Origin of the sequence: Flavobacterium proteolyticum (assembly GCF_015223105.1) — a bacterium.
GTDB classification, from domain to species: Bacteria; Bacteroidota; Bacteroidia; order Flavobacteriales; family Flavobacteriaceae; genus Flavobacterium; species Flavobacterium proteolyticum.
Genome location: NZ_JADFTZ010000005.1, coordinates 102,623 through 127,424, shown reverse-complemented (window position 1 = coordinate 127,424; position 24,802 = coordinate 102,623). Strand labels below are relative to the sequence as shown.

The following is a 24,802-nucleotide window of genomic DNA, read 5'->3' as shown; positions in this document are numbered from 1 at the left end:
ATTTTAAATAATACTTGGTGGTGGTCTAACTTACGTCGAACTTCGTGAGCGAAACCTGCTATAGTATCATTTAAAACCAAATACATAGAAAAGGCTTGTCAATCACGACAAGCCTTTTTTTATTGCCAAAAATTCAAAATCAAATGAAAAAATATAAATTACATACCAACTACAAACAAATTCTTGCCGACACCATTACGCCAGTGAGTGTTTACTTGAAAATTCGTGATAAATTTCCGAATAGCATTTTGCTAGAAAGTTCTGATTATCATGCGAATGACAACAGTTTTTCATACATCTGTTTCAATCCGATTGCTTCTATAAAAGTAGAAAATCAAAAAATTGAAACGAATTTTCCAGATGGGTTTTCAGAAATTATTCCAATTGATACTGATGTCAATGTTACAAAAGAAATCGAAAACTTTTCAAATCAATTTGAAACAGAAAAGTCAGATTTTAAATTTATTACACAAGGATCATTTGGTTATTTAGCTTACGATGCCATTCAATACTTTGAAAAAGTTTCGATTGCAAAAAAATCAACGGAAAACGAAATTCCCGAAATCTTTTACGCTGTTTATCAAAACATTATCGCTATTAATCATTTCAAAAACGAAGCGTATTTATTTTGTCATAGTTTTGACGGAAGCAATAATATCGCTGAAATTGAACAATTATTACAAGCGAAAAACTTTGCTTCTTTTTCGTTTCAAAAATCAGGAAACGGAACTTCTAACTTAAGTGATGACGAATTCAAAAACTACGTTTCGTTAGCTAAAAAACATTGTTTACGTGGCGATGTATTTCAATTAGTACTTTCTAGAAGATTTTCCCAAGGGTTTAAAGGTGATGAATTCAATGTATATCGCGCTTTACGAAGCATCAATCCTTCTCCCTATTTGTTCTATTTTGATTATGGAAATTTCAAAATATTCGGTTCATCACCAGAAGCACAATTGGTTATCAAAAACAATTTTGCCGAAATTCATCCAATAGCAGGCACATTCAAACGCACAGGAAACGACGAACAAGATGCTGAATTAGCCAAAAAATTAGGCGAAGACACTAAAGAAAATAGCGAACACGTCATGCTAGTCGATTTAGCAAGAAATGATTTAAGCCGAAGTTGTCACGAAGTAAAAGTAGACAAATACAAGGAAGTCCAATTTTTCTCTCACGTGATTCATTTGGTGTCAAAAGTATCAGGAAAATTAAAAGAAAATCATACTTTTATGGAATTAGTCGCGAAGACTTTCCCAGCAGGGACATTAACAGGAGCACCAAAAGTAAAAGCCATGCAATTGATCGAAAACATCGAAAAAACCAACCGAAGTTTCTACGGTGGCGCCATCGGAGTATTAGATTTTGAAGGCAATTTTAATCATGCCATTATGATTCGTTCCTTTTTGAGTAAAAATCACACCTTACACTTTCAAGCTGGAGCCGGAATTGTAGAAAGTTCATCCGAAGAAAACGAAATGCAAGAAGTGTACAACAAGTTAGGCGCTTTGCAAAAAGCTTTAGATTTAGCAGAAAACATTTAAACAGAAGACATCATGAAAATAGCAGTTATAGACAATTACGATAGTTTTACGTACAATTTAGTCCACTATTTAGAGGATTTGAACGCTAAAGTAACTGTTTTCAGAAACGACGAGTTTGAATTGAATGAGTTAGAAAAATTCGATAAAATTCTACTTTCGCCAGGACCAGGAATTCCAGATGAAGCAGGTTTATTGAAAGACGTTATCAAAAAATATGCTTCAACAAAAAGTATTTTCGGAGTTTGTCTAGGTTTGCAAGCTATCGGAGAAGTTTTTGGTGGAAATTTAACCAACTTAGAAAAAGTGTATCACGGTGTCGCTACTAAAGTTATCAAAACCGAAGACGACTTTATTTTCAAAGATTTACCAAACGAATTCGAAGTAGGACGCTACCATTCTTGGGTCATTTCCAATGAAAACCTTCCTACTGATTTAATCGTAACTTCTACAGATGAAAACGGTCAAATTATGTCAATGAAACACGCGCATTTTGATATTCGAGGCGTTCAATATCATCCTGAAAGTGTTTTAACTCCTTACGGAAAAAAAATTCTAGAAAATTGGCTTAGCCATTAATTAGAAACAACATACACGCTTAATTTCTTGCTTCACTAACACAAAATCAGTGAAGTACAGCCCAACTTATGTCCAATTTAAAAATAAATGAAATGAAAAATATATTAAATCGTTTAATCCAACACGAAATCCTAAATAAAGAAGAAGCTAAAGATGTTTTGGTCAATATTTCTTCGGGAAGTTATAATCCAAGTCAAATTGCAGCTTTCATGACGGTTTACATGATGCGAAGCATTACGATTGAAGAATTAGCAGGCTTTCGTGAAGCTTTATTAGAATTGTGTATTCCAATTGATTTTTCCGCATACAACACGATTGATTTGTGTGGAACAGGTGGCGATGGAAAAGATACTTTCAATATTTCTACTCTTGCCTCATTTATCGTAGCTGGAGCAGGAATTAAAGTCGCAAAACACGGAAATTATGGTGTTTCTTCAATTTCAGGTTCAAGCAATGTGATGGAAAAAATGGGTGTAAAATTCACTAATGATTCTGATTTCTTAACCAAATCTATTGAAGAAACAAATATCGCTATTTTACACGCTCCGCTCTTCCACCCTGCTATGAAAAATGTGGGTCCGATTCGAAAAGAATTAGGCGTGAAAACGTTTTTTAATATGTTGGGACCTATGGTAAATCCATCGTTTCCCAAAAATCAAATGGTAGGCGTTTTTAGTTTGGAATTAGCCCGAATGTATGCCTATTTATATCAAAACACTGCTACTAACTATTCCATTTTACATGGGTTAAGCGGATTTGATGAAGTTTCCTTAACCGATGAAGTGAAATTCATTTCGAATGCATCCGAACAAATTTTAAAACCATCCGATTTCAAATTACCTGAATGCAAACTAGAAACCATCAAAGGCGGAACAACTGTTGATGAATCAGCTAAAATTTTCTTTGATGTCATTTCTGGAAAAGGAACTTCGGCGCAAAACAATGTAGTTTGTGCAAATGCTGCTATCGCTATTCAAACCGTTGAAAAATCGAATTATGATGAAGCTTTATCCAAAGCACAAGAAAGTTTAGCCAGCGGAAAAGCATTGGAAAAATTAAAAAAATTAATCGCAATAAGTAATTAATCATGAACATTTTAGATAAAATCATCACCGACAAAAAGCGTGAAGTCGAATTAAAGAAAAACATAATTCTTGTTTCGCAATTGGAAGCTTCGGTTTTATTCAATTCTCGCACGTATTCTATGAGTAAATTGTTAAGAAACAGCGCTTCTGGAATTATTGCGGAGCATAAACGTCGTTCGCCATCGAAATCGGTTATCAATAATAATCATTCCATTGAAGATGTTGTTTTAGGGTACCAAAATGCTGGTGTTTGCGGAATTTCAGTTTTGACGGATGCGAAATATTTTGGTGGAAGTTTGGATGATTTGTTATTAGCAAAAGCTTCGGTAAATATTCCTTTGTTACGAAAAGAATTCATTGTTGACGAATACCAAATTTTGGAGGCTAAAGCGCATGGAGCCGATGTAATATTACTAATCGCAGCGGTTTTGACTCGAGAAGAAATAAAGCAACTTTCAGAATTTGCACAAAGTTTAGGTTTAGAAGTATTGTTAGAAGTTCACAATTTGGAAGAATTGGAAAAATCAATTATGCCAAGCTTAGATATGATTGGCGTAAACAATCGCAATTTAAAAACTTTTGAAGTGAGTTTAGATTACAGCAAAGAATTAGCTACTAAAATTCCAGATGAATTTGTAAAAGTATCTGAAAGTGGAATTAATAGAATTGAAGCAGTGAAAGAATTACAACAATTTGGATATCAAGGATTTTTAATGGGCGAACATTTTATGAAAACCGAAAATCCTGGTTTGGAAGCTCAAAAATTCATTCAAAAATTAGTGATATGAAAAACATAAAACTAAAAATTTGTGGCATGAAAGAAACCGAAAATATTAAGGAAATATCGGCTTTAAATCCTGATTATCTTGGTTTTATCTTTTGGGGAAAATCAAAACGAAATATGACTTTGGATTCGATTCCTGAACTTCATGAAACTACAAAAAGAGTTGGGGTTTTTGTAAATGCGTCCATACAAGAAATTGCTTCTAAAATAAACCAATATCAATTAGATATCATTCAATTACACGGAAATGAGTCGGTTATTTTTTGTAAAAACGTAAAAAAATTGGGTGTCGAAGTCATCAAAGTTTTTTCTATGGATTCGAATTTCAATTTTTCTGTGGTTAAAGAATATGTATTAGCTGTCGATTATTTTCTTTTTGATACCAAAGGAAAATTACCGGGAGGAAATGGCATTACTTTCGATTGGAATGTCTTGGAAAACTATCACTTTAATGTTCCTTACTTTTTAAGTGGTGGAATTGGAACTACAGAAATTGACGGATTAAAAGAATTTCTAAAATCACCCGCTGCAAAAAAATGCTACGCAATTGATGTTAACAGTCGTTTTGAGAAAAAACCTGGAATCAAAAATAAAATCAAATTACAAAAATTTAAAAAATTGCTATATGAAATATAATGTTGATGAAAATGGATTTTACGGCCAATTTGGAGGCGCTTTTATTCCTGAAATGCTATACCCAAATGTGGAAGAATTAAAAGAAAACTATCTTAAAATAATGGCCGAACCTTCTTTTCAAGAAGAGTTTAAAGACTTATTGCAACAATTTGTAGGTCGTCCAACGCCTTTGTATTTTGCCAAACGATTATCCGAAAAATACAACACCAAAATCTACTTAAAGCGAGAAGATTTGTGTCACACAGGAGCACACAAAATCAACAATACTATCGGACAAATTTTAGTGGCAAAACGTTTAGGTAAAACCCGAATCATTGCTGAAACTGGTGCAGGTCAACACGGCGTGGCAACGGCAACGGTTTGTGCTTTGATGGGATTAGAATGTATCGTGTACATGGGTGAAGTCGATATTAAAAGACAAGCACCAAATGTAGCTCGCATGAAAATGTTGGGCGCAGAAGTTCGAGCGGCAACTTCGGGTTCTAAAACCTTGAAAGATGCTACAAATGAAGCAATTCGCGATTGGATTAATAACCCAATTGATACGTTTTACATTATTGGTTCTGTGGTTGGACCTCATCCTTATCCAGATATGGTGGCACGCTTTCAAAGTGTGATTTCCAAAGAAATTAAATCCCAACTTTTAAAACAAGAAGGCAGAGAAAATCCAGATTACGTAATAGCTTGTGTAGGTGGCGGTAGCAATGCTGCTGGGGCTTTTTACGAATTTTTAGATGAAGAATCGGTGAAATTAATTGCTGTGGAAGCTGCTGGACATGGAGTAGATTCTGGAGAAAGTGCTGCGACTTCAGTTTTAGGAAAAATTGGAATTATTCACGGAAGTAAAACTTTATTAATGCAAACCGAAGACGGACAAATTACCGAACCTTACTCTATTTCCGCTGGATTGGATTATCCTGGAGTTGGTCCGCTTCACGCGCATTTACATGATACAAAACGAGCAGAATTTATCGCAATAACAGATTCCGAAGCCATGCAATCTGGATTAGAAGTATCAAAAACAGAAGGAATTATTCCAGCCATTGAAACGGCTCATGCTTTTTCGGTTTTGGATAAAAAACAATTCCAACCTAATGATATTGTAATCATCAACTTATCAGGAAGAGGTGACAAAGATTTGAATACGTATATTGATTATTTTAAGTTTAGTGAATAGTAATTAGTGAATAGTGATTAGCTAAAAACTTACATGAACTTTCAAAAACTTTATAAAAAGTTAATATATCATCTTATATGACTTATATGTTAAATAAAATCATTACGCACTTTGCGAAAAACTTTGCGTCTTAGCGTTTAAACCAAAAAAAAAATGAACAGAATCAACCAAAAATTACAAGAAGATAAAAAACTGCTTTCCATTTATTTTACATCAGGATTTCCGAAATTGAACGATACCGTTTCCATTATTCAAGAATTGGAAAAAAACGGTGTAGATATGATTGAAATTGGGTTGCCTTTTTCCGATCCGTTAGCCGATGGACCAACCATTCAAGAAAGTTCTACTATTGCGATTGAAAACGGCATGACGACTTCACTCCTATTTGAACAATTGAAAGATATTCGGAAAACTGTTCAAATTCCTTTAATCATAATGGGTTATTTTAACCCGATGATGCAATTCGGAATAGAGAAATTTTGTCAAAAGTGTGCAGAAGTTGGGATTGATGGTTTAATTATTCCTGATTTACCATTATTCGTTTACGAAACCGAATACAAATCGATTTTCGAAAAATACCGTTTGAAAAACATCTTTTTGATTTCGCCACAAACTTCGGAAGAAAGAATCCAAGAAATCGATGCCATTTCCGATAGTTTTATTTATATGGTGAGTTCGGCTGCGGTTACAGGAAGTCAATCAGGATTTGGTTCAGAACAAATGGATTACTTCAAACGAATTGCTGATTTCAACTTGAAAAACCCACAAATTGTTGGTTTTGGAATTAAAGATGAAGAAACGTTTCAACAAGCTACACAATATCAAAAAGGAGCGATTATTGGAAGTGCTTTTATCAACTTTTTAAAACATAATCCGATTTCAGACATTTCTAAATTTGTCAATAAAATCAAATAAAATTAGGAAAGTTCATAGTATTTTTTTTGTAAATTGTAACTTTTTGTAAATGTAATCGTATAATTACAAAACTAACTGACAACTATGAACTTTCTTGAACATTACGAGCCACTACTCAAGGCTTTTTGGTACATTGCGTTACCGGTGAGTATCTTTTTCCTATTACAAACCATTTCCACTTTCATTGGATTAAGCGGTTCTGAAACCGATACCGATACTGATGGCGGCGATGGTGATATGCCGTTTGAATTATTTACCCTTCGTAACTTAATCAACTTTTTATTGGGATTTAGTTGGACAGGAATTTCGTTTTATCAATCAATCGAAAACAAAACGATTCTAATTGGAATTTCGGTATTAGTTGGAATTCTTTTTGTGGGTGTTTTCTTTTTAATTATCAAACAAATAATGAAACTTTCAGAAGATAATAGTTTCAAAATTGAAAACACTATCAATAAAACAGCTGAAGTATATTTGACCATTCCCGAAGCAAAATCTGGAAAAGGAAAAATTCAAATCAGCGTGAATGGTTCTTTTCACGAATTGGACGCAATTACTAATTCACCAGAAAAATTAACTTCAGGAAGCGCTGTAAAAGTAGTTGCTGTGGAGCACAATTTAGTTATCGTAGAAAAAATCTAATCCTTTATTTATATGACACAAATTATCATTATTGTTGTAGCCGCTTTTGTGCTATTCGTTACTTTCGTGACCTTAATTTCGCGTTACAAAAGATGTCCTTCTGACAAAATTTTAGTTATTTATGGAAAAACTGGTGGCACATCGGCTAAGTGTGTTCACGGTGGTGGTGCTTTTATTTGGCCTGTAATTCAGGATTATTCATTTTTAGATTTAAAACCTATTTCTATTGAGGCGAATTTAACTAATGCGCTTTCTCGTCAAAATATTCGTGTGGATGTTCCGTGTCGATTTACTATCGCAATTTCTACTGAAACAGACAGTATGAATACGGCTGCTGAGCGTTTATTAGGTTTAGCGCCAGAGCAAATTCAGGAATTGGCGAAAGATATTTTATTTGGACAATTGCGTTTGGTTATTGCAACAATGACGATTGAGGAAATCAACTCGGATAGAGATAAATTTTTAGATAACATTTCGAAAAACGTAGATTCTGAATTGAAGAAAATCGGATTAAAATTAATTAACGTTAACGTTACCGATATTAAAGATGAATCAGGTTACATTGAAGCTTTAGGAAAAGAAGCTGCTGCAAAAGCGATAAACGAAGCTAAAATTTCGGTTGCGGAACAAGAGAAAATTGGGGAAACTGGAAAAGCAGTGGCTGATAGAGAAAAAGACGTTCAAATTGCAGAAACTCACAGAGATCGTGATGTTAAAATTGCGGTTACGAACAAAGATAGAGAAGTAAGTATTGCTGCTGCTTTTAGAGATGAAAGCATTGGAAAAGCAGAAGCACAAAGAGATACGCGTGTAGCAACATCAGAGGCAAATGCGATTGCAATTCAAGGAGAAAATGAGGCTAAAATTGCCATTGCGCAATCAGAAGCAGCAAGACGTGAAAAAGAAGCAGAAGCATTACGTATTGCGTTAGCTTCGGAAAAAGTACAACAAGCAAAAGCATTGGAAGAAGCGTATCAAGCAGAACAAAAAGCGGAAGCTGCACGTGCTGAAAGAGAACGTTCAACACAAAATGCTAACATTGTAATTCCGGCTGAAATTGCAAAACAAAAAGCAGTTATCGATGCACAAGCTGAAGCAGAGAGAATTAGAGTGCAAGCAAAAGGAGAAGCTGATGCAATCTTTGCAAAAATGGAAGCAGAGGCAAAAGGTTTGTATGAAATCTTAACGAAACAAGCAGAAGGTTACCGTGAAGTAGTTGGAGCTGCTGGTGGTGATCCAACAAAAGCATTCCAATTATTATTAATCGAGAAATTACCAGAATTGGTTAAAACTCAGGTGGAAGCTGTTAAGAATATCAAGATTGATAAAATCACGGTTTGGGATTCTGGAAATAATACAGATGGTAATGGTTCGACTGCGAATTTCGTTTCAGGAATGATGAAAACCGTTCCTCCATTAAATGATTTATTCAATATGGCTGGTTTGAATTTACCAACGTATTTAAAAGGTGAAGATATGCCAAAAGATGCTTCAAGTTCTACAGAAGTTACACCGACGACCGAAGAAGTGAAATAATTTTTAGAATTTATATTATTAAATCCCAAATTTGTAATGAATTTGGGATTTTTTTTTATTTATCTCGTAAAAACCAAGGTATTCCCTTTACTTAAATTGGCATCAAAAGCATACCCTTCGTAGTTAAACCCTTTTAAATCTTCAATGGTTTCAGCATTCGTATCAATAATGTAGCGTACCATTAAACCTCTTGCTTTTTTAGCGAAGAAACTAATCATTTTTAGTTTTCCATCTTTGTAATCTTTGAATTCAGGAGTAATTACTGGAACTTTTAATGCTTTTGTGTCAACCGCACTAAAATATTCATTACTAGCTAAATTTAGAAACAATTCATCTTTAGTAAGTTCTTTATTTAAAGCATCCGTTATGTTTTTTTTCCAGAATTCGTAAAGGTTTTTCTTGGTTCCAATAGCAATAGAAGTTCCCATTTCTAAGCGATACGGTTGCATCAAATCTAATGGTTTTAGAAGTCCGTACAAACCTGAGAGTATGCGTAATTTTTCTTGTAAAATAGCTACTTTTTCGGTTGGTAACGAATATACGTCTAATCCTGTATAAACATCACCATCAAAAGCATAAACTGCTGGACGCGCATTTTCAGGAGTAAAAGGAACGCTCCAATCTTGATTACGTTGCCAATTTAATTCGGCTAACTTTTCAGAAATATCCATAAGCTCCATAAGTTGCTTAGGTTTTTTCTTTTTCAACGTTTTTTGAATAGTTTCCGATTTTGATAAAAAAGCAGGTTCGGTATAGTTTGAAATTGGTAACGGACTTTCGTAATTTAAAGACTTAGCAGGTGATATAACAATTTTCATAATTTATTCTTTCTTTTTTTCAAAAATACGAAAATATACAAATGTTGGTTGAGATGTTTTATAAGAAATAGTTATAACACTATAAAAAAACCTCCAAAAACTATCTATTCTTGGAGGCTATGATATCATAAATTAACTTTTATTCTTCAGTAAATGTTTGCGCTTTTGAATAAACCCTCCATTTATCAATACATTCTTGTAAATCTTGTGGAATTGGAGAATCAAATCGTAAAAATTCTTTTGTGATGGGATGTTCAAATCCTAATGTTTTTGCGTGAAGCGCTTGTCTTGGCAAAACTTTAAAACAATTCTCAACAAACTGCTTGTATTTTGTAAACGTCGTTCCTTTTAAGATGGAATCACCTCCATAGCGTTCGTCATTAAAAAGAGTATGACCAATATGTTTCATATGCACACGAATCTGATGTGTTCTTCCTGTTTCTAATTGGCATGAAACTAAAGTCACATAACCAAATCGCTCTAGAACTTTATAATGTGTAACCGCTGGTTTTCCTTTTTCTTCATCAGAATGAACCGCCATTTGCATGCGATTCGTATCATGACGACCGATATTCCCTTCCACAGTTCCTTCGTCTTCTTCGATATTTCCCCAAACTAAAGCGATATATTCTCTTTCCGAAGTTTTCTCAGCAAATTGTTTGGTCAAATATGCCATTGCGTGTTCGGTTTTAGCTACTACTAGCAAACCTGTGGTATCTTTATCGATTCTGTGAACTAAACCTGGTCTTTCCGAACTATTCATCGGTAAATTCTTAAAATGATACGCTAATGCATTAACCAAAGTTCCCGAATAATTTCCATGACCCGGATGTACCACCATTCCAGCTGGTTTGTTTATCACCAACAATTGATCATCTTCATACACAATATCCAATGGAATGTTTTCAGGTGTTAGCAATTGCTCATAAGTTGGATGTGCTAAAACTAAACGAACCACATCACCAGCTTTTACTTTGTAATTGGATTTTACCGCAACATCGTTCACTAAAATGGAACCATTTTCTGCTGCTTGTTGTATTTTATTTCTGGTGGTATTTTCAATCATGTTCATCAAAAATTTATCCACACGTAAAGCCGATTGTCCTTTACTTGCTTCAAAACGATGATGTTCGTATAACTCGTCTTCGAGTTCGGTTCCTACATTATAATCCGCCATCTGTATCTTTAAATTCTACTGGTTCCGTTACTCCTTCTTCTGCAGGTGGTAAAGTATCTGCTGGTTCTTCTGAACTAAATGTTTCTTCATTAAACACTTCTTTTCCATCACCTAATACAAAATCTAAAGTTGAACTTTTCTTAACCTTATCTCCTGCTCTCAAGCGTCTTCCATTTTGATAAATTTGCAATACGATATCCTTAGCAATGTGCGGTTTATATGTAATTTTTCCTTCTTTCAAGGTTAATGATTTTATCGTAGCCGAAATTTGTCGGAACGTTTTATCTTTAAATTCAGGAATCGTGATATCAGTAAATTCACCTGCATTTAATTTTACATAAACTTTACGACCATCTTTTACTAAACTTCCTGCTTTTGGATCTTGTTCTAAAATCGTAAAAGGAGGAAAATCAGCATTAAATTCAACTGTATCTAACAAGAAAACCTCTAAATCCAATTCGTTTAGTTTTTCTTCAGCTACTTCTAGTTTCATTTTAGATAAATCAGGCACTTTGATTTCCTGACCATGATTGGTTCTAAAATCTAAAAACTGAATCACTAAAAAAGTAAAACCCACAACTATTGCAGCGGCTAAAAAAGCTTGAGTAAAAAATGTTCTACTAGTTAAATATTTAAATAAACTCATACAAAATGATATTTTGACAAAGATATAAAATTCAAAAAGAAATTACGAAGCAATTCATTTTGATTTCTTCACCCTTTTAAAACGAATGAATTGCAAAAATATTTCTTTGGTAATCGAATAAAAGAACGTAAAATCTCAATAAATAATGTAATTTTGTGTATCACTTTTAGAATTTCAAAATGAAAAACGTTGCCATTATCATGGGAGGTTACTCTAGCGAGTACAAAATTTCGTTAACTAGCGGAAATGTTGTGTTTAACAATATTAATCGTGCTAAATTTAATCCGTATCGTATTCATATTTTTAAAGAAAAATGGGTTTATGTGGACGAAAATGATGCCGAATTCCCAATGGATAAAAACGATTTTTCTGTAACGGTTAATGGCTCAAAAATCAATTTTGATGTCGTTTTTAATGCAATTCACGGAACTCCAGGTGAAGATGGTTTGATGCAAGCATATTTTGAATTACTAAATATTCCTCAAACTTCTTGCGATTATTATCAAGCAGCATTAACATTCAATAAACGCGATATGTTATCGGTTTTAAAACCTTATGGAATCAAAACGGCGGAATCGTATTATTTGAATTTAGGCGATGAAATTAAAGTAGATGCTATTTTAGCGAAAGTGGGCTTACCTTGTTTTGTAAAACCAAATAAATCAGGTTCAAGTTTCGGAATTTCGAAAGTAAAAACTAAAGAAGAATTTCTTCCAGCTATTGAAAACGCTTACAAAGAAGACGACGAAATCATCATTGAAAGTTTCTTGGACGGAACAGAAGTTTCTGTTGGTGTAATTAATTATAAAGGAACGGTTACGGTTTTACCAATTACCGAAATCGTATCCGAAAACGACTTTTTCGACTACGAAGCGAAATATTTAGGCAAATCAAAGGAAATTACACCTGCCAGAATTTCAGAAGAATTGAAAGTAAAAATCGAAACGGTTGCCAAAAGAGCTTACGAAGTATTGAAAATGAAAGGTTTTTCAAGAAGTGAATTCATTATCGTAAACAATGAACCGCACATGTTAGAAATGAACACCATTCCAGGTTTAACTACCGAAAGTATTCTACCTCAACAAGCAAGAGAAGCAGGAATTTCGTTACCAGAATTGTTTGAAAACGCTATTGAATTGGCTTTAAAAAAGTAAACTATGAAAAAAATATTTATCTTTTTTTTACTTTTATTCCTTGCTAACTTTACATTTAGCCAAGAAAATAGAATTTCAAAAGTAAAACTTGAAACACTAAAACTTCTTTACAAATGGAATGATGAAAAAATATTAATTGTTAATTTTTATTTGCCAAAAAATAAATGTCATTACAATCAATATGAAAATTTAAAAAATGGTAGTCAATGGTTTGATAATAACATTTACAAAACAATTAATCTTTCAAACACAAAAAATATTTTTGTCTATTCAGATAAATTAGCAGCGAAGAAAATTATAGATAATAATAGATTTTTTGAAGATTTTGAAAATTATTTTCTTAACAACTTTTTTAATCCAAATGACAATTGTTATGGTGTTATTGCAATAAATAGTGATGGAAGATATTCATTCAAATCTGGAGAATTCTCAACAGATGATGTTACTTTGTTATTAAAAAATGTGAACTAAACTATGAAAAAAGCAATATTTCCAGGTTCGTTTGACCCAATTACCAACGGACATTTCGATATTATTAAAAGAGGTGTTTCTTTATTTGATGAAGTCATTGTAGCGATTGGTGTTAATGCCGAAAAAAAATACATGTTTTCCTTAGAAGACAGAAAACGTTTCATAGAAGAAGCTTTTAAAGACGAACCAAAAGTAAAAGTCATTACTTACTCTGGTTTAACGATTGATTTGTGCAAAAAAGAAAAAGCAGATTTCATCTTACGTGGACTAAGAAATCCGGCCGACTTTGAGTTTGAAAAAGCCATTGCGCATACCAATCGTGTCATGTCGAAAATTGAAACTGTATTCTTGTTGACGGCAGCTCGAACTTCGTTTATTTCTTCAAGTATTGTTCGTGATGTATTAAGAAACGGTGGCGATATTTCGCAATTGGTTCCAGAATCGGTTTTGAATAAGAAATAAATAAGTTTACTCATACAATCATTTTTTTAAAACAAAATATATTTTTTCATAACTTTTTCATTTTCATTAACTTAAAATGTTATATCTTTATAACATTAGCAAATAAAACAAAAAATTATGAAAAAAAAATTACTTTCTATCTCAGCATTATTAATGTTGTTTTTACTTTTTCAAAGTTTCAAATATTCTGAAAAAACATCTGATTATTTTATCCCTAAAGACTATCATGGTAATATTATGTTAAGATCTACTGGTCCTGCAGCAAATGGTCTAGGAGACCTTACAGGCAGTCCAGTTTCTGGAGGCACATGTACAAACTGCCACGCTGGAGGTTCATATTCTCCTTCGATAACTCTAAACATATCTGATAATTTAGGTAATCCTGTAACTAGTTATGTCCCTGGTGTTCAATATAATTTGACATTTACTGTAAATAATTCAATTGGAACACCTGGTGGTTATGGTATGCAAGCGACTGCTCTATTAGCAAGTAACGCAGCAGCAGGAACTTTTTCAACACCTTCATCAAATGCACAAATAATTCCAGTAAGTGGTAGAAGTTATTTTGAGCACAATATAAGAAGTACTAGCCCTACTTTTACTTCAAAATGGACTGCTCCAGCTGCAGGAAATGGGCCAATTACATTCTATTTTATAGGAAATGCAGTAAATGGAACTGGAGGAACCGGTGGAGATACCCCTACAGCTGCTACTACACGCACTTTAAATGAAACTTTAAGCACAAGTGATTTTGCTTTTCAAAACAATATCAAATTATTGGAAAACCCTATTAAAGATGCTTTAAATATTAGATTAGCTGAACGTTATCAAAATATAGATTTAGAAATTTTTGATATCTCTGGAAAATCTATTTTCAATAAAAAGTATAATGATGTAAATCTTATTAATGAAGTAGTAAATTTATCAACTGGTGTTTACTTTGTAAAACTTAAAAATGAAGATAATTCAAAAGCTACCCTCAAATTAGTTAAAGAATAATTTTTAATTTTCAAATACTATTAGTTTAGCATAAACAGAAACCTTCGAAAATCGGAGGTTTTTTTGTATCCATTCCAAAGTTTTGGGTTGGTAAATAAAAACGTGGGTAAAATCATCTTTGTAATACCAATTTTCAAAAGGTTTTTGGTTGTTATAAACTTCTGTTTTGCAATACAACTTACCTTTTGGAAGTAGTAAATTCTTCAGTAACTCAAATTCTTTGTAAGGTTTATGAAAATGCTCCATTACCTCACAACACGAAACGTAATCGTATTTTTCTTGTAAAAGTGATGGTTCATTCGCAAAAAACAAATCGTAATTCTGAACTTGATAACCTTTATCTGTCAACATTTTCGCAATCACTGGACCCGTTCCTGAACCGAAATCTAAACCTTTAGCTTCCGGAGTAAAATCTTGTAAAATTGCATTTACGATTGGTGAAACAAAGTTTTGATAGCGTTCATCAAAAACATCATTATTGTGTTTTTCGTAGTGTTCTTTCTCGGCTTCAGCGGTTAAGAAAGTATCTTTTGGCCTAAAAATGCCTTCGCAATTTGTGCATTTATAGAACAAATGTTTAGGCTTTTCGCAAAAAAGCGTTGATGTGGAATTACATAATGGACAAGTTGGAGAAGTCATAAATCAAAATTATGGATTATGTTGAATAATCTTCTGTTTTAACCAAAAACCAGTCATTATTAACTCTTTTAAAAGTTAGTTTTACTAAAATTCCATTATCGTTTCCTCTGTAATAAATATTTCTAAAATTATTATTTGAATCAATATTAGCTAAAAAAAGCAAACTTTCTATTTCTTCAACAAGGTTAATATGATTCCATTTTTCTTTTTCTATTTTCTGTGAAATGATCTCATATTCATCATCAAGAGAATAGTCTTCTAAGGGAAATAAAATGTGTGATTTTTGATAAATACTATCTTTAGAGAATTTTATTAAAAAAATAACAAACTTTTTTTCGGACAAATTATTAATGGAAATAGCTTTAGTACCTGAAAACGTCCATTTATTATCTATCTTTTCAAACTTGTACTTTAAATTTTTACCTTTTTTTAAATCAAGAATTATCAAATCTTGTTTATCTGAAAGTTTTTTTTCTTCAAAAACAGATAATGAATCCGAGTTCAAGTAAGCGACAAAATCTTTTGATGAGAAAAAATTATAATCAATAGAATTGTCTTTATTGCTGTTTTGAAGTCTTTTATCAAAAATAAAACTTTCAAAAAATTCCATAAAAGAAGTCGTATCAATTGAAACAGTAGAATTTTCCTGATTCATTTCTACTGCTTTTTCCTGAAAACCTTCTAATTTTTTATCATCAGATTTACATGAAAACAAACTAAATGTTAGAATTAAAATCAAATATTTCATAGACCAACCAATTTACTCCTCCTCTTTCTTAATAACCTTTCTCGCTACTTCAATTTTATATTTCTTCCCTTTCATTTTTTCGTCTTTGATGTTTTGCAATAAGGATTTTACTTTTGGATATTTCACCGCTACAAACGAAATAAAATCTTTAACTTCGATTAATCCAATATCATCTTTTTCCAGTTTTCCTTTTTGCGAAAAGAAACCAACGATATCAATTTTATTCAACTTATTTTTCTTTCCTCCGCTGATGTAAAGCGTTTGATATAAAGGCGCTTTTGGTAATGATTTCGCATTAGAAACATCTAAACGGCATTTTCCGTAATCAAAATAATCGGCTTTCTTTTCAGTTTCGTGAATTAGCACATAAGCGGTTCCGGATGCCAACATTCGTGCGGTTCTGCCGTTTCGGTGTGTGAATTCGTCTTCTTTTGCAGGTAAATGGTAATGAATTACGTGTTTCATTTCGGGAATATCCAAACCTCGTGCGCCTAAATCGGTCGTAATCAAATACGAAACACTTCCGTTTCTGAACTGAATCAAAGCACGTTCACGCTCGTCTTGGTCTAATCCGCCATGATAATACGTAGAAATAATGCCTTTTTGAGTCAACATATCATGAATGCGCTCTACCGCTTCTCTATGATTGCAAAAAATAATCGCAGCTTCTGAATTCAAAGAACAAATCAACTGAAATAACGAATCAATTTTATCTTTAGATTTTGAAAATACGATACGAACATCTAAATTATCGTTCTGCTTTTGGTTCGGAATAAAATCAATTACTTTTGGATCAATTACTTTGGTATATTTCGGAATTTCCACACCTGAAGTCGCAGAAACTAAAATTCGCTTGTTGACTCTCGTGATTTTTCCAATGATATACGACATTTCCTCATGGAAACCCAATTGTAACGATTTGTCAAATTCGTCTAGAACATAGGTTTTTACATTTTCGGTAGCAAAACTTCCTCGGTCTAAATGATCGGCAATTCTTCCTGGTGTTCCAATTAACAAAGCAGGCGGATTACTTAAGTTTTTGAATTCCGTTTCTATCGAGTGACCTCCATAACAGGTATTTACTTTGAAATGCGTGCCCATTTTTTTCCAAACTTGTTCAATTTGCAAACCTAATTCGCGCGAAGGTACTAAAACCAAGCACTGCACGCCTTTTACATCTTCCTCTAATAATTGAAAAATTGGCAATAAAAACGCTAAAGTTTTTCCCGAACCCGTTGGAGAAAGCAATAAAATAGTATCTTCATTCAAAATAGCCGTTTGGGCTGCTTCTTGCATTTTGTTTAAACTTTGAATACCAAGATTCAATAGTACATTGTTGGAATATGGATTTTGACTCATGTGGCAAAGATAGTGATGAATGTTGATTGATACTTATCGATTCGTAAATTAACGAGATTAACCCAATCAAATAAAACAAAATAAAAAAATTTTGAACCACATAGAAACATAGGAAAAAAGAATTGGATAGCACAAAATTTGGGTTAAAATAGTCTGTATAAACTATGTAAAGAGTGTAACGACTCAACTCTTTCAACAATTAACCTATGTTTCTATGTGTTTCAAGTAAAAAACTTTATTTTTGAAAATCAAATACAATTCTGCTATGCGTTTTTTAAAAATAAGTTTGCTTTTCATTTCGATTTCTGTGTTTTCACAAAACAATTTCACCACACCATTTGAACGTGGCAATGGCAATCAATCCACTACTTATGAGGAATGTATTGCATTTTATGAAAAATTAGATGAAAGTTTTGCTAACATCCAAATGATTCAAAAAGGCACCACCGATAGCGGAAAACCATTGCATTTGGTGCTTTTTTCAAGCGAAGGCAAATTTGATTTTGACGAATATTTTACTAAAAATAAAGCTGTAATTTTAATCAATAACGGCATTCACGCAGGCGAACCTGACGGAATTGACGCTACCATGATGTTAATGCGAGATTTAGCCATGGGAAAAATCAAAACGGCTAAAAACACTTTAATTGCAGCTATTCCGGTGTATAGTGTTGGTGGAATGTTGAACCGAAATTCGCATTCGAGAGCCAATCAAAACGGTCCAGAAGAATATGGTTTTAGAGGAAATGCTCGAAATTACGATTTGAATCGCGATTTTATTAAATCGGACACTAAAAATTCGAGAAGTTTTCAAAAGTTGTTTACCGAGTTAAATCCTGATATTTTCTTAGATAATCACGTTTCTAATGGCGCGGATTATCAATATACGTTTACTTGTATTGCAACCCAACACGAACGTTTGGGAAACAAATTAGGGAATTATTTCATCAACGAATTGTATCCTTCAGTGGTGAAAGACATGAATAAAAAGAAAATCGATGTGGTTCCGTATGTGAATGTGCACAGCACCACGCCTGACAAAGGTTTTGAGCAATTTACCGATACACCAAGATATGCGACAGGTTATTCAACTTTGTTTCATACTTTAGGATTTGTTCCAGAAACTCACATGTTGAAAGTATATAAAGAACGAGTGAAAGTGACTTACGAATTTATGGTCAGCACGATTAATTTCGCCGATACAAATTGGCAAAAAATCAAGCAAATGCGAAAAGACGCATTGAACGAATATCAAGCTGGAATGGAATATCCGTTGGATTGGGCAATTGATTCAACCAAAGTATCTTATATTGATTTTAAAGGCTATCAAGGCGGATACAAACCAAGCGATATTTCAGGAAAAGATCGATTGTTTTACGATAAAAGCAAACCGTTTACCAAGAAAATTCCGTTTTATGGCAATTATAAACCTACGAAATTTGTAAACATTCCGAAAGCATATATTATTCCGCAATCGCAATGGCAAGTGTTGGATATTTTGAAATTGAACAATATCAATGCGCATCGTATTCAAAATGACACCATTATTGAAGTAGAATCGTATAAAATTGAAAGTTATCAAACCTCAAAATCGCCTTACGAAGGACATTACGCACATTACAATACAAAAGTTTCCAAATCGACTCAAAAAGTGAAGTTTTATTATGGCGATTATGTGTTTTACACGAATCAACCTGGCGTGAAATATTTAGTTGAAACCCTAGAACCAGAAGCTGTGGACAGTTATTTCAATTGGAACTTCTTTGATCCTATTTTACAACAAAAAGAATATTTTTCGAGTTATGTTTTTGAAGATTTAGCCAAAGAATTCTTAGATAAAAACCCAAAAATCAAAGCCGAATTAGAACAAAAGAAACAAAACGACAAAGCTTTCGCTGAAAATGGTGCAGCACAATTGGATTGGGTGTACAGACAATCGCCTTATTACGAGAAAGCGCATTTGCAGTATCCAGTTTATAGAGTGAATTAGAAAGTGTCAATGTGTCAATGAGACAAAATTGATAATTGGCATATTGGCTAATTATCACATTGACACATTTGATTTTTCTTCCTCAAACAACAACTTAATATTCTCGTACGAGTTCTCCAATAAAAACTTAATATCCTTTGGATTCACCCATTCAACACGTTCAATACCTTCATCGGCTTGGCCTTGAGGTGTGCCTTCGTATTTGGTGCGCATTTCAAACCATTGGGTAATTTTTAGTTTGTAGCGACCGTTACGTTTGAAAATATGGTAAGTCCTTTGTAGTTTTTCGGTGATGGCTAATCCGGTAACGCCAGTTTCTTCCTCTACTTCTCGGATAGCGGTTTCTTCAATGGTTTCGTTTTTTTCGGTACCGCCTTTTGGTAAATCCCATTTGCCGTTTCTAAAAATAAAAAGCACATCGCCGTCTTTGTTGTAAACCAATCCACCACCTGCTTTTTCAACGGGTAATTTCGCACGAAGCGTTTTCATTATCAATTTTTCATCGGGATGATACAGAAAAGCTTTCTGAATTTTATTCTGAAAAATTTTAACGATTAACTTTTTGATATCAACACTTTCCAATAAAAAAAGTTTGAAATCGGTTTCTTTTTGAACCTGATTTGTCAAAAAAAGTGGCTTATCGTTCACAAAAACTTTATACATTTGCAATATGATTTTTAATAACAACACAGCACAACAAACAGCCGAATTGCTTTTACAAATAAACGCAATTAAATTAAATTCTAAAAATCCTTTTACGTGGGCTTCAGGCTGGAAGTCACCGATTTATTGCGACAACCGCATAATCCTTTCATTTCCAGCGGTTAGAAATTATATTCGCGATGAATTTGCCAAACATATTGAAGAAAAATTTGGCAAACCAGATGTGATTGCAGGCGTTGCAACAGGTGCTATTGGTATCGGAATTCTAGTTGCCGAAACCATGGGATTACCTTTTGTATACGTTCGTCCAGAACCAAAAAAACACGGAAGACAAAACCAAGTAGAAGGTTTTTTGCAAAAAGGACAAAACGTAGTTGTCGTAGAAGATTTGATTTCGACTGGCGGAAGCAGTTTGTTAGCTGTTGAAGCTTTACGCAACGAAGGTGCTAATGTAAAAGGAATGGCGGCGATTTTCACCTATGGCTTCCCAATTTCAAAAGAACGCTTTGAAGCAGCGAATTTGGATGTTTTCACGTTAAGTAATTACGAAAACTTATTGCAAAAAGCGGTTGACAAACAATATGTTTCAGAAAATGAATTGGAAACATTGAGTGCATGGAACGCAAATCCAGCAGAATGGAATGTAGAAGTTTAAATCACAAACAATAAACTATCAACAATAAACAAAAAAATATGAACTTAGAAAGTCCAAAAGTAAACGTAGCAAAATCGGCTGAATATTTATTCAACGCTTTGAACGACGTTAAGAATTTCGAAAAATTAATGCCTGAAAATATTGCAAAATTCGAAGTAATCGACGAGAATTGCTTTGAATTCGGATTAAAAGGTATGCCAGAAATTAAATTGGTTAAAAAAGGTGGAACTCCAAATTCACAAATTGTTTTAGGAGCGGCTTCAAGCAAATTACCTTTTACCTTAACTGGAAACTTAAACGCAATTGATGCTGACAATACAGAAGTACAATTAGCTTTTGAAGGTGATTTCAATCCAATGATGGCCATGATGATCAAAGGACCAATCACGAAATTTATTGAGACATTAGCTCAGAATATGGGGAAATTGTAATTTCCAGATTTAAATAAAAATGAAAGTCCGTTTTAAAACGGACTTTTTTTTATGCAGTTTTTAACGCTTCAATCAACAAATCGATATCTTCTTTAGTATTGAAATGGCTAAAAGAAATTCGTAAACTAGGTTTTTTAGCTTCTTCTGGTGATAAAAACTCGGCTAAAACGTGAGATGGTTTAATACTTCCACTTTGACAAGCACTTCCGCGAGAAACCGCTATTCCTTTCATATCTAATGTGAATAACAACATAGAAGTCTTTTCTTCAGATAAAGGTAATTGAACATTCAAAAGATTATAAAACGTGTTTTCTCCATTGATTTTAACATCTGGAAATACTTTTTTCAATTCTGAAATGCAATACTCTTTTAAATCGGAAATATATTGTTCATCGTTTTCTAAATTCGCGCAAGCTAATTCTAGTGCTTTTGCCATACCAACGACTTGATGTACGGCTTCAGTTCCGGCTCGCATGCCTTTTTCTTGTTCGCCACCAAAAATCATCGGTTGTAGCATGGAATTCTTTTTTATGTAGGCAAACCCAATTCCTTTTGGACCATGAAATTTATGCGCAGAAGCTACTAAAAAGTCGATTCCCAACTCTTGTACATCTAAATTCGTTTTTCCGATAGATTGCACCGTATCGCAATGAAAAAGTGCTTTCGCATACTTGCATAAGTCCGAAACACGTTTGATGTCTAAAATCGTTCCTATTTCGTTATTTACGTGGATTAATGATACTAATGTTGGAACATCTGAATGTAATTTAGCCGCTAAATCTTGATAATCGATATTTCCGCTTGGCAAAATGGTAATGTATTCGACTTGAATTCCGAATTCCTTTGCTAAATGTTCAACTGTATGTAACGTAGCGTGATGCTCGATTTTAGTCGTAATAATGCGTTTAATTCCCAAATCTTTCACAGCGCTCGTTAAAATCCAATTTGTAGCTTCAGTGGCACTTGACGTAAAAATAATTTCTGAAGCTTGTGCATTTAGTAGTTTAGCAATGGATTTTCGTGAAGATTCTAACAAAGTCTTGGCACTTCTCCCAAAACTATGTGTTGAAGATGGATTCCCGAAATCATTTTGAAGTACGTTCATCATTGCAGTAATAACTTCTGGATGAATAGGCGTGGTTGCGGCGTTATCTAAATACACTTTTCTCATACGGCAAAGATACAAATCATTTTATTTTGGAAGTCTTAAATTCAATTCGTGCTGAAATTAACAAACTTTAGCAAATTAATAAATTAAAACCTTTATTTTTGTTGCATAAATTCGATGAATAAATGAAAAAACTTATAGTTTTAGTAGCCTCAGTTTTTATGCTACAAGCCTGTGATGACGGCGATATTACGCTAGAATCTTTCAATTTTGATTCTGTAACCATTCAAGAATGCACAGATAATAATTTGATTTTTAAAATTAATAATGATGAGTTATTATTAATCAATATTCCAGAATCGAGTTTTGCTAATGTTGAAACTCCTGATGGAAGTCCAAGAATAATAAATGTAAGTACATCGAATCAGATTATTTATAGAATTTATTCAGATAATGTAAGTTCTAATAATATCTGTGCAACTATTCCACCAGCTACTCCTGTTGTAAAAAAAGAATGGAACGCTACTGGAGGAACAATTGAAATTATAACAGATTCACTTTACGCTTCAGATGGGGTGACAATAACTGGATATACACACAACATTAAATTTGTGAATGTGAACTTTTCTGGAAGTTCAAATTCTTTTAGTTTTACGGAATATAATTTTGGAAACTACGAAACCGATTTATAAAATTTTCAACTAAAAAAGCAAAGGACTATTCAATTTTGAGTAGTCCTTTTTTTATTTCTAGAAGTGAAATTTTAATTCAAAACTTTACTTCACATTTTGTTTAATGTAAACTTCAGTTGCTCCCAAACCATATTTTTGATAGTTCGCATCTTGGAATGAAATGTTGTCATAACGTCCCAACATAAAATCTAATTCGGCTTTCAAAACACCCTCACCAACACCATGTATAAAAACCACTTTTGGCATTCGATTTTTGATTGCAAAATCGAGTTGTCTTTTTGCAGTTTCCATTTGGAAAGTCAGAATATCATAGTTGCTCATTCCGCGTTTTGAAGGCACTAATTTTTCGATATGCAAATCAACTTCTAAGACAAATTCATCCTTACGAGAACGCTTTTCTTTGACAAAATTGCGCTTTTTTGGCTCTTCTTTATCCTTTAAAACCGAACCTAAACTTTGAGTAGAAAAAAAACCACTTAACTCGTTGGAATTATTAATGTTAACCAACTCGTTGACAAAAAATGTCATCGAAAAATTATCAGTAGTTTCCACCGAAATTTCATTGTTTTGAACCTTAATTACTACTCCAGAAATGTCGTCGTCTAAAACTGCGACCTTATCTCCTATTTCAAATTTCTGTGTCATTTTCTTCTTCGTTTTCTCCATCATTTTTAGATGGAATTTTCTTCATCAATCTAAATAATCCAAACATAAAAACAGCCATTGCTCCTATCATGATAAATCGATTTGGAGCTGGTTTTGATTGCTCAATCATGGCAAAAATTCCAACTGCAGCAAACATCAAAATGTATAAAAATTGCTTCATAATTTTTTCTTTAAAATACAATTTTCAAAAGTAGTCTTTTAAAAGTCAACAAAAAAAGTCAAGCTCATTTTTAATAAAAAAGTCCTATTAAAATTTAAAATTATTAACGCGTTAAAAATTAATAACAACTCATTAACAAATCGTTCACAACACTTTTTTTGAGTTTGGCACAGCAATTGGAAATACCTAATCAAGCAACAAGTTTTAGAAACGAGTTTTAAAATTGAGTTGCTAAATTTTTAAATTGTTGTATCATGAAAAAAATTACACTTTTAGTAGTAGCCAGTATCCTTCTGGTAGGGAACATGGCTTTAGCGTCAGAAAATCCTGTTTTTTCTGACAACACAAACAGAAGAGGATATTACATCGATTATAGAGATGCAGAGCCTATTATCTTCAGAGAGCGCGGAATTGAGTTTATGTTGTTTCCAAATGGAGAATTCGACTTCAACACAAGACCATCAGGACCAAGATATGCAGTAAACGGTACAAATGGAGCTCCTGGCACAAGAGGTTATTACGGAACTTCTGAAAGAGGAATTCGAGTTGAGCATGATAACTTTGGTAGAGTAAGACGTGTAGGGAATGTTTACATTAACTACGACGCTTTTGGAAGAGTAAAACGCATTGGAACTATCTACATGAGCTATAATAGTTTTGCAATAACTAGAGTTGGAAATATGCGAATTATGTACGACAGAAGAGGAAGAATTGTAGATGTATATGGCTTTATCAACTATGCAAACAGCGGATATGTTTACAACCCAAGAGGAGAGCATTATTCTGGAGGAAATGGTGGTTATGGCTACGATGACGATTATGATGATGATTACGAAAGTGATGATGACTTTTACTACTATAGAAAAGATGGCTCTAAAGCCAAAATGTCTGAAGATGACGTAAAAGAAATCAAAAGAGAAACTTTAGAAATGAAAAAAGATAAATAATAATTGGTTGGTTAGTTTGTTTTTAAATCCTGCGGATTCTGGGAAGATGAAGCAGGATTTTTTGTTTTTAAATTTTAAAAAATTTTATTTGGAACACAGATTGAATTAATCAAAGAAATTAA

Annotated in this window: 28 protein-coding genes; 18 read left to right on the top strand and 10 right to left on the bottom strand. The window is 33.1% G+C overall.

Annotated elements, in window-relative coordinates; all coding sequences use genetic code 11:
* The first annotated feature begins 143 nt into the window (after positions 1-143).
* The 9 genes from IM755_RS10640 to IM755_RS10600 all read left to right on the top strand — a co-directional run bounded on the left by IM755_RS10640 (position 144) and on the right by IM755_RS10600 (position 8,895).
* Entirely contained in the window at positions 144-1,544 is a 1,401-nt protein-coding gene (locus tag IM755_RS10640; RefSeq protein ID WP_194096628.1) for an anthranilate synthase component I family protein, read from the top strand.
* A 9-nt stretch (positions 1,545-1,553) separates the two neighbouring features.
* Positions 1,554-2,120: an anthranilate synthase component II gene (locus tag IM755_RS10635; RefSeq protein WP_194096810.1), complete on the top strand. Its 567-nt coding sequence runs from the start codon at positions 1,554-1,556 to the stop codon at positions 2,118-2,120.
* Positions 2,121-2,212: 92 nt separating this feature from the next.
* Positions 2,213-3,205 (top strand): anthranilate phosphoribosyltransferase, encoded by a 993-nt coding sequence (trpD, locus tag IM755_RS10630; protein WP_194096626.1) that lies wholly within the window; start codon positions 2,213-2,215, stop codon positions 3,203-3,205.
* Positions 3,206-3,207: 2 nt separating this feature from the next.
* Positions 3,208-3,993, top strand: coding sequence for an indole-3-glycerol phosphate synthase TrpC (gene trpC / locus IM755_RS10625; protein ID WP_194096624.1), 786 nt, complete (start codon positions 3,208-3,210; stop codon positions 3,991-3,993).
* Complete coding sequence (locus IM755_RS10620; RefSeq protein WP_194096622.1) at positions 3,990-4,625, top strand: phosphoribosylanthranilate isomerase; 636 nt, start codon at positions 3,990-3,992, stop codon at positions 4,623-4,625. Before trpC ends, IM755_RS10620 begins: the two co-directional genes overlap by 4 nt.
* On the top strand, positions 4,615-5,802 hold the full coding sequence (trpB, locus tag IM755_RS10615; RefSeq protein WP_194096621.1) for a tryptophan synthase subunit beta: 1,188 nt from the start codon (positions 4,615-4,617) through the stop codon (positions 5,800-5,802). The genes IM755_RS10620 and trpB overlap by 11 nt, the downstream gene beginning before the upstream one ends.
* Positions 5,803-5,955: 153 nt before the next feature.
* Positions 5,956-6,717 carry a tryptophan synthase subunit alpha gene (gene trpA / locus IM755_RS10610; RefSeq protein WP_194096619.1) on the top strand — a complete coding sequence of 254 codons (762 nt, stop codon included), beginning with the start codon at positions 5,956-5,958 and terminating at the stop codon, positions 6,715-6,717.
* An 84-nt stretch (positions 6,718-6,801) separates the two neighbouring features.
* Positions 6,802-7,359, top strand: a complete 558-nt coding sequence (locus IM755_RS10605; RefSeq protein WP_194096618.1) for an NfeD family protein — start codon at positions 6,802-6,804, stop codon at positions 7,357-7,359.
* 12 nt (positions 7,360-7,371) lie between these two features.
* Positions 7,372-8,895 carry a flotillin family protein gene (locus IM755_RS10600; RefSeq protein ID WP_194096616.1) on the top strand — a complete coding sequence of 508 codons (1,524 nt, stop codon included), beginning with the start codon at positions 7,372-7,374 and terminating at the stop codon, positions 8,893-8,895.
* 59 nt (positions 8,896-8,954) lie between these two features.
* Here the strand turns inward: IM755_RS10600 and yaaA are convergent, their stop codons facing one another.
* From yaaA to IM755_RS10585, 3 genes are all read right to left on the bottom strand, one after another.
* Positions 8,955-9,713 (bottom strand): peroxide stress protein YaaA, encoded by a 759-nt coding sequence (yaaA, locus tag IM755_RS10595; protein ID WP_194096615.1) that lies wholly within the window; start codon positions 9,711-9,713, stop codon positions 8,955-8,957.
* Between the two features lie 139 nt (positions 9,714-9,852).
* Positions 9,853-10,890 (bottom strand): RluA family pseudouridine synthase, encoded by a 1,038-nt coding sequence (locus IM755_RS10590; protein WP_194096613.1) that lies wholly within the window; start codon positions 10,888-10,890, stop codon positions 9,853-9,855.
* On the bottom strand, positions 10,877-11,536 hold the full coding sequence (locus IM755_RS10585) for a PASTA domain-containing protein (protein WP_194096611.1): 660 nt from the start codon (positions 11,534-11,536) through the stop codon (positions 10,877-10,879). The genes IM755_RS10590 and IM755_RS10585 overlap by 14 nt, the downstream gene beginning before the upstream one ends.
* 179 nt (positions 11,537-11,715) lie before the next feature.
* Between IM755_RS10585 and IM755_RS10580 the strand changes: the two genes are divergently transcribed.
* From IM755_RS10580 to IM755_RS10565, 4 genes are all read left to right on the top strand, one after another.
* Positions 11,716-12,690, top strand: a complete 975-nt coding sequence (locus IM755_RS10580; protein WP_194096609.1) for a D-alanine--D-alanine ligase — start codon at positions 11,716-11,718, stop codon at positions 12,688-12,690.
* A 3-nt stretch (positions 12,691-12,693) separates the two neighbouring features.
* Positions 12,694-13,161 carry a hypothetical protein gene (locus IM755_RS10575; protein ID WP_194096607.1) on the top strand — a complete coding sequence of 156 codons (468 nt, stop codon included), beginning with the start codon at positions 12,694-12,696 and terminating at the stop codon, positions 13,159-13,161.
* A 3-nt stretch (positions 13,162-13,164) separates the two neighbouring features.
* On the top strand, positions 13,165-13,623 hold the full coding sequence (gene coaD, locus IM755_RS10570) for a pantetheine-phosphate adenylyltransferase (protein WP_194096605.1): 459 nt from the start codon (positions 13,165-13,167) through the stop codon (positions 13,621-13,623).
* Between the two features lie 117 nt (positions 13,624-13,740).
* Positions 13,741-14,622 (top strand): choice-of-anchor V domain-containing protein, encoded by an 882-nt coding sequence (locus tag IM755_RS10565; RefSeq protein ID WP_194096603.1) that lies wholly within the window; start codon positions 13,741-13,743, stop codon positions 14,620-14,622.
* A gap of 3 nt (positions 14,623-14,625) precedes the next feature.
* On the opposite strand, the gene IM755_RS10560 is transcribed toward IM755_RS10565, so the two are convergent.
* The 3 genes from IM755_RS10560 to IM755_RS10550 all read right to left on the bottom strand — a co-directional run bounded on the left by IM755_RS10560 (position 14,626) and on the right by IM755_RS10550 (position 17,368).
* Positions 14,626-15,261 (bottom strand): class I SAM-dependent methyltransferase, encoded by a 636-nt coding sequence (locus IM755_RS10560; RefSeq protein WP_194096601.1) that lies wholly within the window; start codon positions 15,259-15,261, stop codon positions 14,626-14,628.
* A gap of 16 nt (positions 15,262-15,277) precedes the next feature.
* A complete protein-coding gene (locus IM755_RS10555) occupies positions 15,278-15,916 on the bottom strand; it encodes a DUF4348 domain-containing protein (protein ID WP_194096599.1) in 639 nt (212 codons plus the stop codon).
* Between the two features lie 105 nt (positions 15,917-16,021).
* The gene (locus IM755_RS10550) at positions 16,022-17,368 is read right to left on the bottom strand and encodes a DEAD/DEAH box helicase (RefSeq protein ID WP_194096597.1); all 1,347 of its coding nucleotides are present in this window, start codon (positions 17,366-17,368) and stop codon (positions 16,022-16,024) included.
* Positions 17,369-17,633: 265 nt separating this feature from the next.
* Here IM755_RS10550 and IM755_RS10545 point away from each other — a divergent pair, with 265 nt between their 5' ends.
* Positions 17,634-19,358: a M14 family zinc carboxypeptidase gene (locus IM755_RS10545; protein WP_194096808.1), complete on the top strand. Its 1,725-nt coding sequence runs from the start codon at positions 17,634-17,636 to the stop codon at positions 19,356-19,358.
* Positions 19,359-19,412: 54 nt separating this feature from the next.
* Here IM755_RS10545 and IM755_RS10540 read toward each other — a convergent pair whose 3' ends face one another.
* Positions 19,413-20,021, bottom strand: coding sequence for an NUDIX hydrolase (locus IM755_RS10540; protein WP_194096595.1), 609 nt, complete (start codon positions 20,019-20,021; stop codon positions 19,413-19,415).
* Between the two features lie 7 nt (positions 20,022-20,028).
* Here IM755_RS10540 and pyrE point away from each other — a divergent pair, with 7 nt between their 5' ends.
* Together pyrE and IM755_RS10530 are read left to right on the top strand one after the other, a co-directional pair.
* Entirely contained in the window at positions 20,029-20,676 is a 648-nt protein-coding gene (gene pyrE, locus IM755_RS10535) for an orotate phosphoribosyltransferase (RefSeq protein WP_194096592.1), read from the top strand.
* A gap of 38 nt (positions 20,677-20,714) precedes the next feature.
* Positions 20,715-21,107 (top strand): hypothetical protein, encoded by a 393-nt coding sequence (locus tag IM755_RS10530; protein WP_026725027.1) that lies wholly within the window; start codon positions 20,715-20,717, stop codon positions 21,105-21,107.
* Between the two features lie 49 nt (positions 21,108-21,156).
* On the opposite strand, the gene IM755_RS10525 is transcribed toward IM755_RS10530, so the two are convergent.
* Complete coding sequence (locus tag IM755_RS10525) at positions 21,157-22,278, bottom strand: cysteine desulfurase family protein (protein WP_194096590.1); 1,122 nt, start codon at positions 22,276-22,278, stop codon at positions 21,157-21,159.
* A gap of 122 nt (positions 22,279-22,400) precedes the next feature.
* Here IM755_RS10525 and IM755_RS10520 point away from each other — a divergent pair, with 122 nt between their 5' ends.
* Complete coding sequence (locus tag IM755_RS10520; protein WP_194096588.1) at positions 22,401-22,907, top strand: hypothetical protein; 507 nt, start codon at positions 22,401-22,403, stop codon at positions 22,905-22,907.
* 84 nt (positions 22,908-22,991) lie between these two features.
* Here the strand turns inward: IM755_RS10520 and IM755_RS10515 are convergent, their stop codons facing one another.
* Positions 22,992-23,552 (bottom strand): Smr/MutS family protein, encoded by a 561-nt coding sequence (locus tag IM755_RS10515; RefSeq protein ID WP_194096586.1) that lies wholly within the window; start codon positions 23,550-23,552, stop codon positions 22,992-22,994.
* Positions 23,536-23,733: a hypothetical protein gene (locus IM755_RS10510; RefSeq protein WP_026725031.1), complete on the bottom strand. Its 198-nt coding sequence runs from the start codon at positions 23,731-23,733 to the stop codon at positions 23,536-23,538. The genes IM755_RS10515 and IM755_RS10510 overlap by 17 nt, the downstream gene beginning before the upstream one ends.
* Positions 23,734-23,987: 254 nt before the next feature.
* Between IM755_RS10510 and IM755_RS10505 the strand changes: the two genes are divergently transcribed.
* On the top strand, positions 23,988-24,680 hold the full coding sequence (locus IM755_RS10505; RefSeq protein WP_194096584.1) for a hypothetical protein: 693 nt from the start codon (positions 23,988-23,990) through the stop codon (positions 24,678-24,680).
* Positions 24,681-24,802: the final 122 nt, after the last annotated feature.

What these genes read in the sequence shown, in the direction of transcription:
- IM755_RS10640 (WP_194096628.1), top strand. Translation starts at nt 144, where the DNA reads ATGAAAAAATATAAATTACATACCAACTACAAACAAATTCTTGCCGAC.
- trpD (WP_194096626.1), top strand. Translation starts at nt 2,213, where the DNA reads ATGAAAAATATATTAAATCGTTTAATCCAACACGAAATCCTAAATAAA.
- trpC (WP_194096624.1), top strand. Translation starts at nt 3,208, where the DNA reads ATGAACATTTTAGATAAAATCATCACCGACAAAAAGCGTGAAGTCGAA.
- IM755_RS10620 (WP_194096622.1), top strand. Translation starts at nt 3,990, where the DNA reads ATGAAAAACATAAAACTAAAAATTTGTGGCATGAAAGAAACCGAAAAT.
- trpB (WP_194096621.1), top strand. Translation starts at nt 4,615, where the DNA reads ATGAAATATAATGTTGATGAAAATGGATTTTACGGCCAATTTGGAGGC.
- trpA (WP_194096619.1), top strand. Translation starts at nt 5,956, where the DNA reads ATGAACAGAATCAACCAAAAATTACAAGAAGATAAAAAACTGCTTTCC.
- IM755_RS10605 (WP_194096618.1), top strand. Translation starts at nt 6,802, where the DNA reads ATGAACTTTCTTGAACATTACGAGCCACTACTCAAGGCTTTTTGGTAC.
- IM755_RS10600 (WP_194096616.1), top strand. Translation starts at nt 7,372, where the DNA reads ATGACACAAATTATCATTATTGTTGTAGCCGCTTTTGTGCTATTCGTT.
- yaaA (WP_194096615.1), bottom strand. Translation starts at nt 9,713, where the DNA reads ATGAAAATTGTTATATCACCTGCTAAGTCTTTAAATTACGAAAGTCCG.
- IM755_RS10590 (WP_194096613.1), bottom strand. Translation starts at nt 10,890, where the DNA reads ATGGCGGATTATAATGTAGGAACCGAACTCGAAGACGAGTTATACGAA.
- IM755_RS10585 (WP_194096611.1), bottom strand. Translation starts at nt 11,536, where the DNA reads ATGAGTTTATTTAAATATTTAACTAGTAGAACATTTTTTACTCAAGCT.
- IM755_RS10580 (WP_194096609.1), top strand. Translation starts at nt 11,716, where the DNA reads ATGAAAAACGTTGCCATTATCATGGGAGGTTACTCTAGCGAGTACAAA.
- IM755_RS10575 (WP_194096607.1), top strand. Translation starts at nt 12,694, where the DNA reads ATGAAAAAAATATTTATCTTTTTTTTACTTTTATTCCTTGCTAACTTT.
- coaD (WP_194096605.1), top strand. Translation starts at nt 13,165, where the DNA reads ATGAAAAAAGCAATATTTCCAGGTTCGTTTGACCCAATTACCAACGGA.
- IM755_RS10565 (WP_194096603.1), top strand. Translation starts at nt 13,741, where the DNA reads ATGAAAAAAAAATTACTTTCTATCTCAGCATTATTAATGTTGTTTTTA.
- IM755_RS10560 (WP_194096601.1), bottom strand. Translation starts at nt 15,261, where the DNA reads ATGACTTCTCCAACTTGTCCATTATGTAATTCCACATCAACGCTTTTT.
- IM755_RS10555 (WP_194096599.1), bottom strand. Translation starts at nt 15,916, where the DNA reads ATGAATCAGGAAAATTCTACTGTTTCAATTGATACGACTTCTTTTATG.
- IM755_RS10550 (WP_194096597.1), bottom strand. Translation starts at nt 17,368, where the DNA reads ATGAGTCAAAATCCATATTCCAACAATGTACTATTGAATCTTGGTATT.
- IM755_RS10545 (WP_194096808.1), top strand. Translation starts at nt 17,634, where the DNA reads ATGCGTTTTTTAAAAATAAGTTTGCTTTTCATTTCGATTTCTGTGTTT.
- IM755_RS10540 (WP_194096595.1), bottom strand. Translation starts at nt 20,021, where the DNA reads ATGTATAAAGTTTTTGTGAACGATAAGCCACTTTTTTTGACAAATCAG.
- pyrE (WP_194096592.1), top strand. Translation starts at nt 20,029, where the DNA reads ATGATTTTTAATAACAACACAGCACAACAAACAGCCGAATTGCTTTTA.
- IM755_RS10530 (WP_026725027.1), top strand. Translation starts at nt 20,715, where the DNA reads ATGAACTTAGAAAGTCCAAAAGTAAACGTAGCAAAATCGGCTGAATAT.
- IM755_RS10525 (WP_194096590.1), bottom strand. Translation starts at nt 22,278, where the DNA reads ATGAGAAAAGTGTATTTAGATAACGCCGCAACCACGCCTATTCATCCA.
- IM755_RS10520 (WP_194096588.1), top strand. Translation starts at nt 22,401, where the DNA reads ATGAAAAAACTTATAGTTTTAGTAGCCTCAGTTTTTATGCTACAAGCC.
- IM755_RS10515 (WP_194096586.1), bottom strand. Translation starts at nt 23,552, where the DNA reads ATGACACAGAAATTTGAAATAGGAGATAAGGTCGCAGTTTTAGACGAC.
- IM755_RS10510 (WP_026725031.1), bottom strand. Translation starts at nt 23,733, where the DNA reads ATGAAGCAATTTTTATACATTTTGATGTTTGCTGCAGTTGGAATTTTT.
- IM755_RS10505 (WP_194096584.1), top strand. Translation starts at nt 23,988, where the DNA reads ATGAAAAAAATTACACTTTTAGTAGTAGCCAGTATCCTTCTGGTAGGG.